The following is a 16,126-nucleotide window of genomic DNA, read 5'->3' as shown; positions in this document are numbered from 1 at the left end:
GGCTTGCCCCGGGCGGCGTTCCGACGAAGGGGCCCTGAAGTTCACTGCAAAGCTAAATGACACACCTATGAAAAAGGCCGCGATCCATTGGATCGCGGCCTTTTTATTGCCTTCGATTCAAGCCTCAGACCGCATCCAGCTCCGGTTCATCCGCTTGTTCGTTGACCGTTGCCTTGACCTGGTCGTGACGACGGATGTACTTCCAGTCCGCCTCGTCGATGTAGATACCGGCCGGGCCGCTGCCGCCTTCCAGGTCGATGGCGACACTGGCGCAGACCTGCGGCTTCACGCTCGCCAGGATCGGCACGAAGCCCAGTTGCAGGCTGGTTTCCAGCAACGCGGCCTGGTTCTTCTCGTCGATGTCCGCGGCCTCGTCGAGGTAGTACGGCAGGCGTACACGACCGGCCTGGTCACGGTCCATCAAGTGCAGCAACAAGTACATGTTGGTCAGCGCCTTGATGGTCATGGTGGTGCCGTTGGACGCGGCGCCGTCGATGTCGGTGTGGATCACTGGCTGGCCGTTGACCTTGGTGATCTCGAATGCCAGTTCGAACAAGTCCTTGAGGCCGAGCTGGTTGTGGTTGGCCGCCACAAGTCGAGCCAGGTATTCCTTGGCCTCTTCGTTCTTGTTGTCCTGCTCGGCGCTTTGGCTGAGGTCGAAGACCGACAGGGTTTCGCCTTCCTCGTACTGACCGGCACTGTGGATGATCTGGTCGATGTGCTTGAGCGCTTCCTTGTTCGGCGCGAGCACGATGCGGAAGCTTTGCAGATTGGAGACCTGGCGTTTGTTGATCTCGCGGTTGAACAGCGCAAGTTGGTGTTCGAGGCTGTCGTAGTCGCTGCGGATGTTGCGCAGGGTCCGGGCGATGTCCGTCACGGCGGCACGGCGAGCCTTGCCCAGGGTCAGGGCTTCGTCAGTGCGGTGCGCATAGGCGTTGATCAACAGTTGCAGGCGACGCTCCATATCGTCTTCGCTGTCGAACTTGGCCACGCCTTTGAGGCGCACCTGAGCGTACAGCGCTTCGATCTGGCCGTCGGCCCGCAGCAGGCCTTGCCAGCTGTCCTGGTAGTCATTGAGTAGCGGCAGCAGGTTGTCCATGGAATCGTCGACCGGGTCCATGAACGGCGTGCCGAATGGCAGGTCCGCCGGCAGCAGCTGACGGCGGCGCAGGGCGTCGTCGAGGGTGCGTTGCTTGGCTTCCATGTCGCCGATCTGCCGGCCGACCAGTTGCAGCTTGGCCGACAGTTGCTGGACGCGCTCGGTAAAGGCATCGCTGGAACGCTTCAATTCGTCCTGTGCCGCCTCCAGTTGTCCAAGCTGTTCCAGCTTGTCGCCTTCCTCGGCGCTCAGGGTTTGCGCGCGGCGGAAATCTTCCAGGGCTTTCTGCGCATCCAGCACTTGCTGGTACAGGGCTTCGGTCTGGGTCTTGCTCGCGGCGCGGTCGGCGGCCACCGCTTGCTGGGTTTTCAGTTGCTTGAGTTCTTTTTCCAGGCGTTCCTTCTGGTCGCGCAATGCAGCGCGGTCAGCCAGGGCCTGCAATGCCGGCGGTTCGATGTGCGAGATGTCGATGGACAGGCCCGGCACTTCGAAGCGTTCACCTTTGAAGCCGTCGAGGATCAGCTCCACGGATTTCACCCAGTCGCCGTTTTCGTCGAGGGTGATGCCGTGTTCGCCCAGCGGCAGGCTGAACAGCGCGCTGTTGAACAGGCGCATAAGGCGTTCGACGTCTTGCTGCGAGAATTCTTCGCGCAGACGGGCATAGCTGTTGTTATCGGCGTGATCGAGTTGCTGCTTGACCGACTTCAGGCGTTTTTCCAGGTCACGCAAACGCTCGTCCAGGTCTTCGGCGCTGAACTGGCGGGATTGTGCGAGCGCACCTGCCAGTTCATCGTGAGCGTCCTTGGCGGCCAGCAGTTGCTGCTCCAGCACCTTGACGTCATCGATCAGGGCAAAGCGATGCTTGAGCACCGACAGTTCGCCGAGCCAGCGTTGGATGCCGGTGATTTCCCGCTCCAGGCGCATCAGTTCCTGAGTGCCGCCGCGCTGATCGTTTTGCAGGGCGTCCTGCTCGTTGCGGTAGTGCTCGGCCTGAATGGTCAGCTCTTCCTTGCGTGCACTGGCGTAGTCCGACCAGGTGCCCAGCAGGGAGTCGAGCAGCGGCGAGATCCGGTGCAGCTTGCCGCGCAGGATGTCGCGTTGCTTCACGCCGTTGGCCAGGGCTTCGACCAGCGGGCCGGCGGCGACGAGCGAGTTGTAGTCCTGCTCCATGCGGCGTACATCGCGGAACGCTTCTTCGCACGCGGCGATGTAGTCGACGCTGCCGGAACGCAGGCTGTGTTCGAAGGCATCGAGGAACAGTTGCTTGAGCTTGGCCGCGGTGATTTCGCGCATGTGCAGCAGGTTGATGAACAGCGCGCGGAAGGTCTTCAGGCTCTGCTCGCTGGTGGAGCGCAATGGAATCAGCGTCAGGTCCAGTGGAATCGACGTGTGGCCGCCGACCAGCAAGCGGCGTAGTTCGTCCGGCTTGAGTTCGTAGGCTTTCAGGCCTTCGCGTTCAAGGTTGGTGAACAGTTCTTTCTGGCGCAGGCAGGTGTCGTTCTTCTGGTAGTGGGCCAGGTCCAGTTTGCCGGCATAGGCAAAGAACTGGTGACCAAAACCGCCGCCCGGGCCGCGGCCGACCACACCGATCACGTGGGGGCCGTGGGGCAGGTTCACTTCCACCAGGATGTAACTGGTGTCCGAGGCGAAGTAGAAGCGCCGGGATTGTTCCAGGCTGTACTTGCCGAAGCTCATGTCCGACATGCGCGCCAGGATCGGGAACTGCAGGGCGTTGATCGAGGCGGATTTACCGAGGTTGTTCGCGCCGTACACCGACAGTGGTTCTTCCAGCGGGAACAGGCCGAGGCTGTAGCCGGCGGTATTCAAAAGGGCAAAGCGGCGGATGCCGTAACGTTCCTTGCTCATGCGTCGAGCTCCTGTTCTTCGGCGATGGCGCGGGCCAGGGCGTCTTCTTCGCTTTCGTCTTCAAACTCTGCGAGGTCGAGCGGGTCGTCGGTCTGCAGCAGTTTTTCGTCGCTGTCTTCGTCGATCAGCACCGGCACCGGCAACGGCAGCACGCTGTGCAGGCTGGCAGCCAGATCGCGGTCCTGCTGCACCGACAGGCAGACATCGAGGAAGCGGTGCATCGGCGGCAGGAAACGGTAGATGCCGTTTTCTTCGCTGGCAAAGCCGAGTTGGGTCATGCGGCGCATGATCTTTTCTTCCAGCTCGTCCTGGGTCTGCACTTCGGCCTGGATGAACAGATCGCGGTACTTTTCCAGCAACGACGGCAGCTCATCGCGGCCGAGGCTGCCGCCATCGAGCACGGAGATCGGGTCGCGGCCCTGGTCGGCCAGGTGCTCGACGAGGATGAAGGTAAACAGCGCCAGGCGCTGGGCAGTCTTGTTCACCGCCGCCGCCGCGAGGTCCGGCACGAAGTAGTAGAAGCCACGGGTGTCGCAGACCAGTTCAAAACCCAGGGCCTTGAACAGCGTGCGGTACTGGTCCTGGAAGTTCGACAACTGTGCGTACAGCTCCGGATCGCGGCGGCTGACGTGGTAACCCTTGAACAGTTCGCGAAAGATCGGTGCCAGCTGGGACAGTTCGGATAGATCAAGATGCATAAGGAGTGCTCGCAGAATTCTCGGTGGCGTCATCGCTGACCGAGAGCAGGGCGAAGGAGCGCAGGCTGACCTGGTGCTCGTGAGTATGGTATTCGCGACGTTCCAGACGCTCGCGCTTGAAGCGTTTTTCCCGCGACAGGCGCGAGAACCAGTACAGCAATTCGTCGGTGGCGCCGTCCGGTTCCTGCTCCAGCAGCCAGGTCATCAGGTCCGGCATCGGCAGGGCGTCTTCGCAACGTTCGAGCATTTCCCGAACCGTGCGAGGCGCGCGCGGGGCTTCGCCTTTCTGGGTCTTGTGCGCCTTGGGGAAGCGTGCAGGTTTCGGTTCGAAACGGGCCAGGGCATAGACGTAGGCTTCGACCTGGCTGGCGCTGCCGAGGAAGGTACTCTGCGGGCGGGTGAACATCGGCATGGCCGCTTGCGGCACGGCGTCGATGCCTTTGCGGCGGATCATCGACAGGGCCAATGCGGCGCCACGGGTCACGGCGTTGTGGCGACGGGCTTCTTCACGCAGCGGCAACAGCAGTTCGCGGGCATGACGCAGGGTCAGTTGAGCGCTGGTCTGCATTTCGAGGATGCGCGCGTGGGTGCGCAGCAGCATGTCGTCGTCAACCAGGTGGCCGAGGCGTTGCTGTTCGCTGAGCATTTTCAACAGGACGGTTTCGACCTTGCGCACGCCTTGTTCGAAGGCGCCATCGGCGTTCACCAGATCAATCATCGGCTCGACGTATTCGTCCCAGGTCGCCAGCACTTCAGCGTAACGCTGGCGCAACGGAATCTGCCGGTCGCTGGTTTTCGCCCGTTCGGCGACGGCCACCAGTGCCTGTTCGTCGTTATCGAGTTTTTTCAGCACGTCACGCACGCGCATGTCGAGCAGGCGCAATTGGCGGGCCAGATCATTGCCGTCGCGGATATCGAACGCGTCCTGGATATAACCGGCCAGACGCTCGAGGTGGCGCAGGTAGGCTTCGATTTCCAGGCACAGGCCCAGGCGGTGTTCGCGGCGCAGGTAGGCGAGGAAGTCGTGAATCTGCGCATTGAGCTCGAAACGGTTCGGGCTTTTGGCCACGGGAACCAGGATGTCGAGGCGAATCCACACGTCGAGCAGGCTGGTGATGTCCTGCGGCGTACTGTCGAGTTGCTGGGCGGCCAGTTGCGTGCGCAGTTCGTTCAGGCTCAGTGTGCCTTGGTCGAAGTGCTCGCACAGTGGCTCCAGAAGTGCCCAGTGTTCAGCGAGGGCGCGCAAGACGCGCTTGGGTTCGATCATCGGAATGGCCGGCTGGTTGGCGATTAAAAGCCGCGATTGTACTGCATCGTGGGCAATGCGATTCACTCTCGGGACGGGCTGTCGCCATTTTTCATAGGTGGAAAGACTATCGGTAAAGTCTATCAATCAACAGCGCGCGATCTTCAGCGAACGGCGGTAGAATCAGCGCACTTTAGTTATCCACAAGTGGCCGACCTTTGCTTATCGAGTCCCGTCGTCGCGCTTATCTGGCCGCCATGCAGGTGGTCAACTGGCTGCCGCGCACCGAATTGCCCTTTGCCGCGCCGTCGCGGCCCGAGCTGCTGGAGATCCCCGAGCCGGTTGTGGTCGCGCCTGTCGTGCCCGCTGTTGTGGCTGAGACGCCCGTAGCGCCTGTGGCCAAGCCGGTCGAGCGGGTGAAGATCGAGGTGCCACGGCCATCGCTGGCAAGCACGCGCACCGGTGCCAAACCGGTGGAAGAGGCCGAAGAGGCGCCGGTCGTGGTCAAGGCGCCGATCGTGCCGCCCCCGCGTTTCGCCCTGCAATTGCTGCGGGCCGGGCGTTGCCTGCTGCTGGTGGAGTTACCCACAGGCGAACCCTTCCAGACCCGTGATCCTGCTTACCTGCTGCTCAAGGACATGTTGCGCGCCGCCGGTCTGCCGGACAGCCCGCAGATCGTCGGCGAGCCGGTACGCTGGCCGTTGCTGGTGCGTGGCACGATGGATCAAGGCCCGGAAGCGGCCCGCGATTTCGTGCAAGGTTTTCTCTCGGTGCGGATGGAAGAAACGCCATGCGCCTGCTTGTGGCTGATCGGCCTGCCCGCCGTGCGATTTGCCGGCGAAGCGGATGCCGAGGCGTTCAATCGCGAGTTGCAGATCGAAGGCCTGGGCCCGGCCTGGGCGGTGCCGGGCCTGGAATTATTAATGGAAGAGCCACAGCGTAAGGCTGATGTCTGGCAAGCCATGCGTCGGCTGATGGCGCGCTGGAAAGAATCGAATGAGTGACGCTGTATCGTTTCGCCCGATGACCGAGGCGGACCTGGAAACTGTACTGAAAATCGAATACGCGGCCTACAGCCATCCCTGGACCCGCGGGATTTTCCTTGATGGCCTGGGCAAGTACCAGATCTGGCTGATGTTCGAAGGTCAGCAACAGGTAGGCCACGGTGTGGTGCAGATCATCCTCGACGAGGCGCACCTGTTGAACATTACGGTCAAGCCGGAAAACCAGGGTCGTGGCCTGGGGCTGACATTGCTTGAGCATTTGATGTCGATTGCCTACAAGGCTGACGCCCGGGAGTGTTTCCTGGAAGTGCGCGACAGCAATACCGCAGCGTTCAGGCTGTATGAGCGTTACGGCTTCAACGAGATCGGCCGGCGTCGGGATTACTACCCGGCGGTGGGCGGGCGCGAAGATGCGGTGGTCATGGCCTGTACTTTGGTGGATTGAGCTTAAAAGCTTCGTCGGATCGCCTTCGCGAGCAAGCCCGCTCCCACAGGAGATTTATGCCGTACATAAAACCTGTGGGAGCGAGCTTGCTCGCGATGAGGGCCTGACAGACACCAAAGATCAGCGCTTGCCGTCCATCGGATCGCGCAGCGCCAGTTCCGCCTCATCCAGGCCATTGCCACCGCCAATTTCGTCCTCGTCGACGATGCTCAGGTCCCAATCCGCACGACTATCATTGCCCGCCTCATGGGCATCCCGGGCGCCGTCTTCACGGATCAGGGTTTCCGGGCTCAGGTCATCGTCGGTAGGTTGATCGTCATCGGTCGAGGCGCCGGTCAGGCCCGCTTCACGTACGCGCTGGCGTGGCATCAGTTGCTCGCGCTCCTTTTCCAGCCGTTCGTCACCGATTCTGGCGCTGGGATCTTCCGCGTCGAAATCCAGCTCACGCACCGAGCCCATGCGGTCTTCGTCGTCATCGACGGGTTCCGGTTGCTCCGCATCGTACGGACGTCGTGAATCATTCATGGTAATTCCTCATACTGTAGGCCCTACTACGGTTGACCCGCGTGGCTACCGAGAATTCCACCGGCATGGAGCCCCGTGTTCCGGATCAGGAGAGTATCTGCATTTTCGCGCGTGACCCCGACGGACGGTTGTCAGTCAAAGCTGCGCATCATTCTTGAGGCTTCAAAGCATGAACGAATTACAAGATCTGATTGATAACAACGAGCGTTGGGCCGCTGCGATCAAGGAGGAAGATCCTGACTTCTTCGCCAAGCTGGCTCGCCAACAGACTCCGGAGTTCCTGTGGATCGGCTGTTCCGACGCCCGGGTGCCGGCCAACGAGATCGTCGGCATGTTGCCGGGCGATCTGTTCGTACACCGTAATGTGGCCAACGTCGTGCTGCACACCGACCTTAACTGCCTGTCGGTGATTCAGTACGCGGTCGATGTACTCAAGGTCAAACACATTCTGGTTACCGGCCACTATGGCTGCGGCGGTGTACGAGCCTCGATGCAGGATCGCCAGTTTGGCCTGATCGACGGCTGGCTGCGCTCGATTCGCGACCTGTATTACGAAAAACGCGAAGAACTCGCCAAACTGGCCACCGAAGAGGAGCAGGTCGACCGCCTCTGCGAACTCAACGTGATTCAGCAAGTGGCCAACGTCGCTCATACCAGCATTGTGCAAAATGCCTGGCACCGCGGGCAGAGCCTGTCGGTCCACGGTTGCATCTACGGCATCAAGGACGGTCGCTGGAAAAGCCTGAACACCACCATCAGCGGATTCGAGCAATTGCCGCCGCAATACCGCCTGCGGCCGGTCGACTCGCAATAAAGTCCGTCAATCGTGGCTTCGCCGACGCCAGCGTTTCAGAAACCGCTGGCCGTCGGCGTTTGGCGATTCATCGTAGCCGGTGATCCAGCCCCGGCAGTTGTATGAACCGCAGCGGCAGGCAAACTGGCGCAGCAGTTTGTCTTCCGTGGCGGCGTAATCCATCGACAGCCAGTCGCCCTTTTGTATGTCTTTCAACGCCCACAACCACAGTTCACTCATGTCCAGAAAGACATTCGGGTCGCAGGAGTGTCGCAGCAGCCCACAGAAACGCGGGTCGTAGACATGCACACCGGGCGCCAGTTGCCGTGTATTCCGGCAGCGATAGGGCAGCAAATGCCCCGATACCCGGCAGATTCGGCTGATACGGGGGAATTCGCGTAGTGCCACGGCGGCCTTGGCCGTGCCTTTGTCGTTGGTGAGGATTTCAAAATCGTCCAGAGACGGAAATCCGAGGTGAACGGGCAACGCCACAAAAGGGTAGATACCCTGCGGCGGAGGTGCGAGAGACTTGCGCAGCGCATTGGCTTTCATAACGATCCTTGTTGGCTGGGTGCTGCGACTTCCATCGGCTGACGATCCTGTCAGCGCCGCAGCACATGGGTATGGCCCAAGCCTCTCGCAGATATCGCGGGCGGTCTACTGTCATAACTGACAGGTTGACTGCCAATGGTCGGTTTACAGCGGTGGAGTGGGCAGGGCAGTGGCTGGCGCTGGCGCCTTGAGCTGTTTGAGCTGCAACTGGATCGCTGCCGTCGAGCATTTGGCCGCCGCCTGTCCCGGCGTCAGGTTGCGAATCGAGGTGTAGAACAGCGCACAGGTTTTATCTTTCTCGGCCACTTGCCAGGTTTGCGTGCAGGTTTTCAGCTCGACATCGGCATTGCTGTCCGGTTGGCGGCCCATGGAGGCCTGCCAGCACGCAGCACTCAAATCCTGGCCCATGACTTTCAGACCCGCCGCATCGGCCTTGGCCTTGGCATCGTTGCCGGAATAGTTCGCCGGGTCGGCGGCGTACCAGATGTAGCTCGGGTGATTGGAACCCAGCACCCGCACCGTTACCCCTTCACTCGGACTGATCGTCGCCAGGCCCAGCACGTTTACGGTCGCCCCGTATTGTTGCTTGATCCAGTTACGCACCGGTGCGCCGAAGGCGACCATTGGCAATGCTTCACCGCTGGCGTTCAGGCTGACATTCCTGACCATGGTGGTCTGGTAGTCGTTGAAGTAGCTGTAGACGCCCTCCAGGTCCTTGCCAGCGTTGGATGGGGCGGCGATAGGGGCGATGTCGACAATGGTCTGAAAACCTGGCGTCTGCTCGGGCGGGATGCCATTGGCGGTGAGCAGCGTGGCCCAACGATCCGTGGTGGCGGACTTCAGATAATCCTGGGCCTGAGTCAACGAATAGTCGGGTGGGAAGTGCAGCAACTCGACACTTTTGCGGTTCTCCAGGGCCATGCCCAGCGGCAGGAACAGATACCAGCTATACGCCCACTTGCCGTCGGCATTCAGTTTGCTGGCGCCGTTATAGGCCAGGTCACCGGCATCGAGCAGCGCAGCCAAAGGTTTTTCATAGCCGTTGGGCACGCCGATGATTTCTGCGTAGAGCTGACCATTGTCGGTTTTGACCAGAACCTTAGCGTCGCCGTAGCCATCGCGTTGCACACTCTGGGTCAGGTAATGCTCTACGGTTTGCTCAAGCGTCCAGTTGCGAAAGCAGATCACGTTGCAATTGTTGGGGTAGGCGAAGAGGCGGGTAACGCGTTCGGTAGTGCCCAGTTTCAGGGCGACATCGGCGTGGGCAGTGGCACTCAGGGTGAGGGCCGCGAGGGTGAGTCCTGCGAGTTTTAGCATGCTCAGATCCTTTTCAGCGTGGGTTCCCGGTAGCGGGGTACTACGTACTGAAACCGCTGGTGGCACATTTCAAATGTGGGAGCGGGCTTGCTCGCGAATGCATTGGATCAATCGACCTCCACGTTGATTGACACACCGCCTTCGCGAGCAAGCCCGCTCCCACATGTATTTTCGTAGGTTGTAAATTCAGGCTATGGCATCAACGGCGGCGTATAGGCCAGCGTCGTCCCCAACACCCAGAGTAGCAGCAGCACCAGCGGCGTGTGCACCAGCAACTGCACGAACGAGAAGCCGATCAGATCCCGTGCCTTCAACCCCAGCACGCCCAGCAACGGCAGCATGTAGAACGGATTGATCAGGTTCGGCAAGGCTTCGGCGGCGTTGTAGATCTGTACGGCCCAACCCAGGTGATAGTTCAGGTCATTGGCCACCTGCATGACGTACGGCGCTTCGATGATCCACTTGCCGCCACCGGACGGAATGAAGAAACCGAGGATCGCCGAGTACACGCCCATCAGCAGGGCATAGGTGTCGTGGGAGGCAATGCTGACGAAAAAGGTCGAGATGTGGTGCGCCAGGGTCTGCGCATCGGCGCCTTTGACCGTGGTCATCAACGCGGCGATCGAGCCGTACAGCGGGAACTGGATCAACACGCCAGTGGTGGTCGGCACCGCGCGGGACACGGCGTCCAGAAAGCTGCGTGGGCGCCAGTGCAGCAGGGCGCCGAGCATGATGAACAGGAAGTTGTAGGTRTTCAGCCCGGAAATCGCGCTGATGGCCGGTTTGGTCGAGAACTCGTGGAACAGCCAGCCACCGGCCAGCAGCACCAGCAGGATCATCAGCAGCGGGCTGTATTCCAGCCATTCGCCGGGGCGGGTGCGTGGTTGCAGCGGCGGCAGGTTGAAACTCGGGTCGACACCGCAGGCCTTGGCGTCACGCGCCGAGTTCGGGCCGGGGGCGGTCGCGTAGGCAATGATCAGCGAGATGACGATCAAGGCCAGCAACATCACGCCGGACTGCCAGAGGAAGATCGTCTGGGTGAATGGAATCACCCCGGTGATCGACAGAATCGACGGCGGCAGGCTCGCCGGGTTGGCCTGCAACTGTGCAGCGGACGACGACAGGCCCAGGGCCCACACAGCACCGAGACCCAGATAGGCGGCGGCACCGGCAGCACGATAGTCCATCTTCAGATCGGTACGACGGGCAAGGGCGCGCACCAGCAATCCGCCGAACACCAGGGACAAGCCCCAGTTCAGCAACGACGCGACCATGGAAATCAGGGCGACCCAGGCGACGGCAGAGCGGCCGTTTTTCGGCAGTTTGGCCAGACGGTCAATCAGCTTCACCGCCGGCGGCGAACTGGCGACCACATAACCGCCGATCACCACGAAGGCCATCTGCATGGTGAACGGAATCAGGCTCCAGAATCCGTCACCGAACGCCATGGCCGCGTCGGTGGGTTTGGCTCCCATCGCCATGGTGGCCAGGGCCACGATGATCACCGCCAGGGCAGCAAACACCCAGGAGTCAGGAAACCAGCGTTCGGCAAAACTTGAGCAGCGCAGGGCAAAGCGGGCGGAGCGGCTATCTTCGATATCAGCGGCCACGGAGGGTACCTCGGATTTTTATGTTTGTTGTGGTCGTCGGGGCAGTAGCGGCCCGTCTGGACAGGCGTCAACATTAATTCAACCCGAGGATTTTTGCGGGGCTGTTTTGTGGCAATGGGACTTTGGTCTAACGGGTTGTCCGCCGGTGCATTTGCGTAGACCATGGGCGCCTTGGTTTTTGCCTGTGCCAGAGTTCTTTACATGACTGCCAACACCGATTTGCGCCCGGCGCCGTTCAGCCGCTCGGACTACAAGACCCTGGGGCTCGCTGCCCTTGGCGGGGCGCTGGAAATCTACGACTTCATCATCTTCGTGTTTTTCGCCCTGACGCTCAGTCAGTTGTTCTTCCCGCCGGAAATGCCCGAGTGGCTACGTTTACTGCAAAGCTTCGGGATCTTCGTCACCGGTTACCTGGCGCGACCGTTGGGCGGCATCCTGATGGCGCACTTCGCCGACCGTTTGGGGCGCAAGAAAGTCTTCAGCCTGAGCATCCTGATGATGGCGTTGCCGTGCCTGCTTATCGGGATCATGCCGACTTACGCGCAAATCGGTTATTTCGCACCGTTGCTGCTGTTGGCCCTGCGCATCCTTCAGGGCGCGGCGGTGGGCGGCGAAGTGCCGAGTGCCTGGGTATTCGTCGCCGAGCACGCGCCCATCGCCCATCGCGGCTATGCCCTGGGTTTCCTGCAGGCGGGGCTGACCTTCGGCTATTTGATCGGTGCATTGACCGCAACCTTCCTGGCGCAGGCATTCACTCCGGCGGAAATTCTCGATTACGCCTGGCGTTACCCGTTTCTGCTCGGTGGCGTGTTTGGTGTGATTGGTGTCTGGCTGCGTCGCTGGCTCAGCGAAACCCCGGTGTTCACGGCCATGCAGGCGCAACGCGAGGCAGCCGTCGAACTGCCGCTGCGCACGGTCTTGCGCGAGCATCGCCTGGCCATTTTGCCGGCGATGATTCTCACCTGTGTACTGACCTCGGCGGTGGTGGTGTTCGTGGTCATCACCCCGACCATGATGCAGAAAACCTTTGGCATGACCGCCAGCCATACCTTTGCCTTGAGCGCACTGGGCATCGTGTTCTTGAATATCGGCTGCGTGCTCGCCGGGCTGCTGGTCGACCGCATCGGTGCCTGGCGCACGGTGATGCTCTATAGCCTGCTGCTGCCGCTGGGCATCGGCACGCTGTATGCCTGCCTGATCATGGGCGGCGACTGGGTCGGTCTGGCCTATGCCGTGGCAGGGCTGGCCTGCGGGGTGGTCGGCGCGGTGCCATCGGTGATGGTCAGCCTGTTCCCGGCGCGGATTCGCGTCTCGGGCATCTCGTTCACCTACAACATTGCCTACGCTGCGTGGGCAAGTGTCACGCCGCTGTTGTTGATCGGCCTGATGCCGTGGAGTCCATGGATCTGTGTGATGTTCAGTGCGGTGATGGGGGCGGTGGGCGTGGGCAGTGCGGCGTATTTCGGTGCGCGGATGCCGAGAATCGCAGGCTGTTCTGCCGCGGGCGCGCATTGATTGTGCGGCTTGGAAATATTTTTTGTAGGACAAGCCTGAAACACGCTTAAGTAAATGTTTCCAAGGCCGATGGTTAGGCTGCATATCGCTTTCTACCCCTGTCCATCGGTGCTTTCCCATGTTCAATAAACGCTTGAAGCAGGAGCTGTCGGCTCTTCGTGAAGAACTCTCCAGCCTCCAGCAAGTGAAGGAAAGTCTGGAAAGCGAGATGCTGGTGCTGACCCTCGACAGCGATGGACGGGTTCAGTCGGTCAATCAGAACTTCCTTGGCGAAATGCATTACAAGAGCGCCGACCTGATTGGCCGACACATCGAMGASWTCGTCCCGGATCACGTGAAGTCCGACGAATTCCAGCAGCGTTTCAAGAACGCGCTGACCCGTGGCGAGCACTTCGCCGGTGCGGTGCGCCTGTTGCGCGGCACGGGTCAGGACGCGTGGTTGCGCTCGATCCTGCAACCGGTGCGCTCGGCGGATGGGCGGATCAAGTATTTTTCGATCTTCTCCAGCGACCTGACCCGCACCATCGAGGCTTCTCGCGAACACGAGAACCTGATCGGTGCGCTGGTTCGCTCTACGGCGGTGATCGAATTCGACCTCAACGGCAACGTGCTGACCGCCAACGACCGCTTCCTCGGTGGCATGGGTTATAGCCTGGCGCAGATCAAGGGCAAGCATCACCGTACCTTCTGCCTGCCGGATGAATACAACAGTGCCGAGTACCAGAACTTCTGGCGTCGCCTGAATGCGGGCGAGTACGTGGCCGACCGTTTTAAACGCGTCGACAGCCATGGTCGGACGGTCTGGCTGGAGGCGTCCTACAACCCGGTGACCGATGCCAACAATAATCTCTACAAGGTGGTGAAGTTCGCCACGGTGATTACCGATCAGGTCAATCAGGAACAAGCCGTTGCCGAGGCCGCCAACATTGCCTACGGCACCTCGCAACAAACCGACCGAAGCGCCCAGCGCGGTAACGCCGTGGTGACCCAGGCCGTGGACGTGATGCGTGATCTGGCCAAGCATATGCAAACCGCCGGCGATGGCATCGAAGCCCTGAACGAGCAGTCGCTGGTGATCGGTACCATCGTCAAAACCATCAGCGGCATTGCCGAGCAGACCAACCTGCTGGCGCTCAACGCTGCCATCGAAGCGGCGCGTGCGGGCGAACAGGGTCGGGGCTTCGCCGTGGTGGCGGATGAAGTCCGGCAACTGGCTTCGCGCACCAGCCAGGCCACCGATGAAATCGTCCTCGTGGTGCGGCAGAACCAGGACATGGCGCGCAACGCCGTGGCGCTGATGACCGACGGCAAGCTTCAGGCCGAACAGGGCCTGGCACTGGCGGCGGAAGCGGGTACGGTGATTGTCGAGATTCAGGACGGTGCGCAGAAAGTGGTCAATGCGGTGGGGCAGTTTGCCAATCAACTCACTAACTGACCTGCGATCAGCTCTTGGTGGGAGCAAGCCCGCTCCCACAGGGTTACGTGGGCGCTACAATCGGCTTTTTTCCCCTGGAGCAGACTTCCATGAGCGTTTCCCACCGCCGTCCGGTTCCCTTGTCCAAGGCTTATCGTCTGCTCAATCATGGCCCGACCGTGCTGGTCAGCGCCGCCCACGGTGGCCAGCGCAATATCATGGCGGCAGCCTGGGCCATGCCGCTGGATTTCGAACCACCGAAAATTGCCGTGGTGCTGGACAAGTCCACCTGGACTCGCCAGTTGCTGGAAGCCTCGGGCACTTTTGTACTGAACGTGCCGTGTGCTGCCCAGGCCGACATTGTGCAGACCGTCGGTTCGACCTCCGGCCTGGAGTTGACCCAGGGCCAGGGGCGCGACAAGTTTGAGACCTACGACTTGCAGACGTTCACCGGCCAGTCGGTTGATGCGCCGATGCTCGAAGGTTGCGTGGCCTGGCTGGAATGTCGCCTGTTGCCGGAGCCGAACAACCACCAGCAGTACGATCTGTTCCTGGCCGAAGTGATTGCCGCCCAGGCTGACGAGCGCGTGTTCAGCGAAGGGCGCTGGCACTTCGAAGGTCAAGACGCCTTGCGCACCTTGCACCATGTGGCGGGCGGGCACTTCCTGACCATTGGTGAGCCGGTGGACGGCAAGACCTTGCAGGCCTAAGTCGGCCGGTGCTCAGATCCACACATCATTTTCGGCCGTGCGCTCGCCACCTTCGCTGCCCGTGTTGAGCACGCCCTTGGGTTCGATCAGCAGGAGTTTTACCTCCTGCCCGGCACAGGGTTTGTGCTCGACGCCTTTGGGCACCACGTACATTTCCCCGGCGTTCACCAGCACGTGGCCATCGCGAAAGTCGATGCGCAACTGGCCTTCCAGAACGATGAAGGTTTCGTCGGTATCAAGGTGGTCGTGCCAGATAAAGTCCCCCAGCAGCTTCACCACCTTGAACTGGTAGTCGTTCATTTCGGCGATGACCCGGGGCGACCAGTGCGAGTCGATCCGATTGATTTTCTCAGCGAAGTTCAGGCTTTCGTAAGCGTTCATGAAACAGCTCTCGCGGTTGTTTGTGAACCCACGATAGCCAGCGACTCAGCGCGCTTCTTGTACGATTGTGCGTGGCTCAACGGCGCAGCATTTTCATCCAGCGGGCCGGTGACAGGCCGTAGGTTTTGCTGAATTGTCGAGTCATGTGGCTCTGGTCGGTGAAGCCGGCGATCAGCGCGGCACTGACCAGCGTCTGACCCTGAATCAGTAGCGCACGGACCATGTCCAGACGCCGCATGGTCAGGTAACGGTAGGGGCTGGTGCCGAACAACAGGCGAAAATCCCGGGACAGGCTCCAGCGATCCCGACCGCTATGCTGCGCCAGCTCATCGAGTGTCACAGTACGATCGAGGGCGCCGTGGATGTATTCCCGCGCGCGTTGCGCGGCCACGTAATCGAAACCCGAGCGTTTGCCCGATGCACCCGAAACGGTGCTCATGGCTTGCGCCAGATCGAACAGCGCGTCCTGTTCTTCCAGTGGATCGAGCGGGCAATCCAGGCTGCGCAGCAACGCGCCCGTGGCGGCGAAAAGGCGGGGATCGTTCGACAGCCCGGTCTTGATAAATGGCAGTGCTCGCCCGCCGAGCATCTGCTGGATCAGTGCCGGCTCGATGTACATCATCCGGTACTGGAAACCGGACTCGGTACCGGCCTCGCCATCGTGGGCTTCGTCCGGGTGCAGCACGATCGTTGCGCCCGGCAGGCTGTGACGCCAGCCGCCGCGATACTGAAAGCTCTGCACTCCGGCCAGGGTGTGGCCGATGGCATAGGTGTCGTGGCGGTGAAGGTCGTAGCCATGGCCGGCAAAAAACGCCTCGAAACGCTGAAGCCCACCGACATCGGGCGCGCGAAGGAACCAGTCATTTCGAGGCGGACGCTTGGCCATGGTGATGATCGTCTTGAGCTTGATGCACAACACGGTAACCCAGGCAGCGGTTCCCTGTCTTCTGA

15 protein-coding genes and 1 pseudogene are annotated in these 16,126 nt (G+C 61.0%); 7 read left to right on the top strand and 9 right to left on the bottom strand.

The window, feature by feature from the left end; genetic code table 11:
- Window positions 1–124: 124 nt before the first annotated feature.
- Genes mksF through mksB form a run of 3 tightly spaced genes read right to left on the bottom strand, consistent with a single transcriptional unit; the run spans window position 125 to window position 4,930 of the window.
- Complete coding sequence (gene mksF, locus AB4Z35_RS11990) at window positions 125–2,965, bottom strand: Mks condensin complex protein MksF (RefSeq protein ID WP_442097186.1); 2,841 nt, start codon at window positions 2,963–2,965, stop codon at window positions 125–127.
- On the bottom strand, window positions 2,962–3,663 hold the full coding sequence (mksE, locus tag AB4Z35_RS11985) for an Mks condensin complex protein MksE (protein WP_007997015.1): 702 nt from the start codon (window positions 3,661–3,663) through the stop codon (window positions 2,962–2,964). The genes mksF and mksE overlap by 4 nt, the downstream gene beginning before the upstream one ends.
- Entirely contained in the window at window positions 3,653–4,930 is a 1,278-nt protein-coding gene (mksB, locus tag AB4Z35_RS11980) for an Mks condensin complex protein MksB (protein ID WP_007997016.1), read from the bottom strand. Before mksB ends, mksE begins: the two co-directional genes overlap by 11 nt.
- Before the next feature lie 236 nt (window positions 4,931–5,166).
- Here mksB and AB4Z35_RS11975 point away from each other — a divergent pair, with 236 nt between their 5' ends.
- Complete coding sequence (locus AB4Z35_RS11975; protein WP_007997018.1) at window positions 5,167–5,913, top strand: hypothetical protein; 747 nt, start codon at window positions 5,167–5,169, stop codon at window positions 5,911–5,913.
- Window positions 5,906–6,358: a ribosomal protein S18-alanine N-acetyltransferase gene (rimI, locus tag AB4Z35_RS11970; protein WP_007997020.1), complete on the top strand. Its 453-nt coding sequence runs from the start codon at window positions 5,906–5,908 to the stop codon at window positions 6,356–6,358. Before AB4Z35_RS11975 ends, rimI begins: the two co-directional genes overlap by 8 nt.
- 120 nt (window positions 6,359–6,478) lie before the next feature.
- On the opposite strand, the gene AB4Z35_RS11965 is transcribed toward rimI, so the two are convergent.
- A complete protein-coding gene (locus tag AB4Z35_RS11965; protein ID WP_442097184.1) occupies window positions 6,479–6,883 on the bottom strand; it encodes a serine kinase/phosphatase in 405 nt (134 codons plus the stop codon).
- A gap of 169 nt (window positions 6,884–7,052) precedes the next feature.
- On the opposite strand from AB4Z35_RS11965, the gene can reads away from it, so the two are divergent.
- Window positions 7,053–7,697 carry a carbonate dehydratase gene (gene can / locus AB4Z35_RS11960; protein WP_442097183.1) on the top strand — a complete coding sequence of 215 codons (645 nt, stop codon included), beginning with the start codon at window positions 7,053–7,055 and terminating at the stop codon, window positions 7,695–7,697.
- A gap of 6 nt (window positions 7,698–7,703) precedes the next feature.
- Here can and AB4Z35_RS11955 read toward each other — a convergent pair whose 3' ends face one another.
- The 3 genes from AB4Z35_RS11955 to AB4Z35_RS11945 all read right to left on the bottom strand — a co-directional run bounded on the left by AB4Z35_RS11955 (window position 7,704) and on the right by AB4Z35_RS11945 (window position 11,155).
- Window positions 7,704–8,228, bottom strand: a complete 525-nt coding sequence (locus AB4Z35_RS11955; protein WP_442097182.1) for an SET domain-containing protein-lysine N-methyltransferase — start codon at window positions 8,226–8,228, stop codon at window positions 7,704–7,706.
- A gap of 144 nt (window positions 8,229–8,372) precedes the next feature.
- Window positions 8,373–9,545, bottom strand: a complete 1,173-nt coding sequence (locus AB4Z35_RS11950; RefSeq protein WP_442097181.1) for a hypothetical protein — start codon at window positions 9,543–9,545, stop codon at window positions 8,373–8,375.
- A gap of 191 nt (window positions 9,546–9,736) precedes the next feature.
- Window positions 9,737–11,155, bottom strand: a complete 1,419-nt coding sequence (locus AB4Z35_RS11945) for a short-chain fatty acid transporter (RefSeq protein WP_442097180.1) — start codon at window positions 11,153–11,155, stop codon at window positions 9,737–9,739.
- 201 nt (window positions 11,156–11,356) lie between these two features.
- Between AB4Z35_RS11945 and AB4Z35_RS11940 the strand changes: the two genes are divergently transcribed.
- The 4 genes and pseudogenes from AB4Z35_RS11940 (at window position 11,357) to AB4Z35_RS11925 (ending at window position 14,794) form a co-directional block, all read left to right on the top strand.
- Window positions 11,357–12,670, top strand: a complete 1,314-nt coding sequence (locus AB4Z35_RS11940) for an MFS transporter (RefSeq protein ID WP_442097178.1) — start codon at window positions 11,357–11,359, stop codon at window positions 12,668–12,670.
- A gap of 118 nt (window positions 12,671–12,788) precedes the next feature.
- Window positions 12,789–13,517: pseudogene (locus tag AB4Z35_RS11935) on the top strand (PAS domain-containing protein); the annotation flags it as partial.
- Window positions 13,497–14,105: a methyl-accepting chemotaxis protein gene (locus AB4Z35_RS11930; RefSeq protein WP_442097191.1), complete on the top strand. Its 609-nt coding sequence runs from the start codon at window positions 13,497–13,499 to the stop codon at window positions 14,103–14,105. The pseudogene AB4Z35_RS11935 and the gene AB4Z35_RS11930, both read left to right, overlap by 21 nt.
- Window positions 14,106–14,194: 89 nt before the next feature.
- Complete coding sequence (locus tag AB4Z35_RS11925) at window positions 14,195–14,794, top strand: flavin reductase family protein (protein ID WP_007997143.1); 600 nt, start codon at window positions 14,195–14,197, stop codon at window positions 14,792–14,794.
- 12 nt (window positions 14,795–14,806) lie between these two features.
- Here the strand turns inward: AB4Z35_RS11925 and AB4Z35_RS11920 are convergent, their stop codons facing one another.
- Together AB4Z35_RS11920 and AB4Z35_RS11915 are read right to left on the bottom strand one after the other, a co-directional pair.
- Entirely contained in the window at window positions 14,807–15,175 is a 369-nt protein-coding gene (locus tag AB4Z35_RS11920; RefSeq protein ID WP_007997141.1) for a cupin domain-containing protein, read from the bottom strand.
- Window positions 15,176–15,251: 76 nt separating this feature from the next.
- The gene (locus AB4Z35_RS11915) at window positions 15,252–16,061 is read right to left on the bottom strand and encodes an AraC family transcriptional regulator (protein ID WP_442097176.1); all 810 of its coding nucleotides are present in this window, start codon (window positions 16,059–16,061) and stop codon (window positions 15,252–15,254) included.
- Window positions 16,062–16,126: the final 65 nt, after the last annotated feature.

It is taken from the genome of Pseudomonas sp. KB_15 (assembly GCF_052114525.1).
Lineage (GTDB): Bacteria > Pseudomonadota > Gammaproteobacteria > Pseudomonadales > Pseudomonadaceae > Aquipseudomonas.
This window is presented reverse-complemented; position numbering and strand designations above follow the sequence as displayed.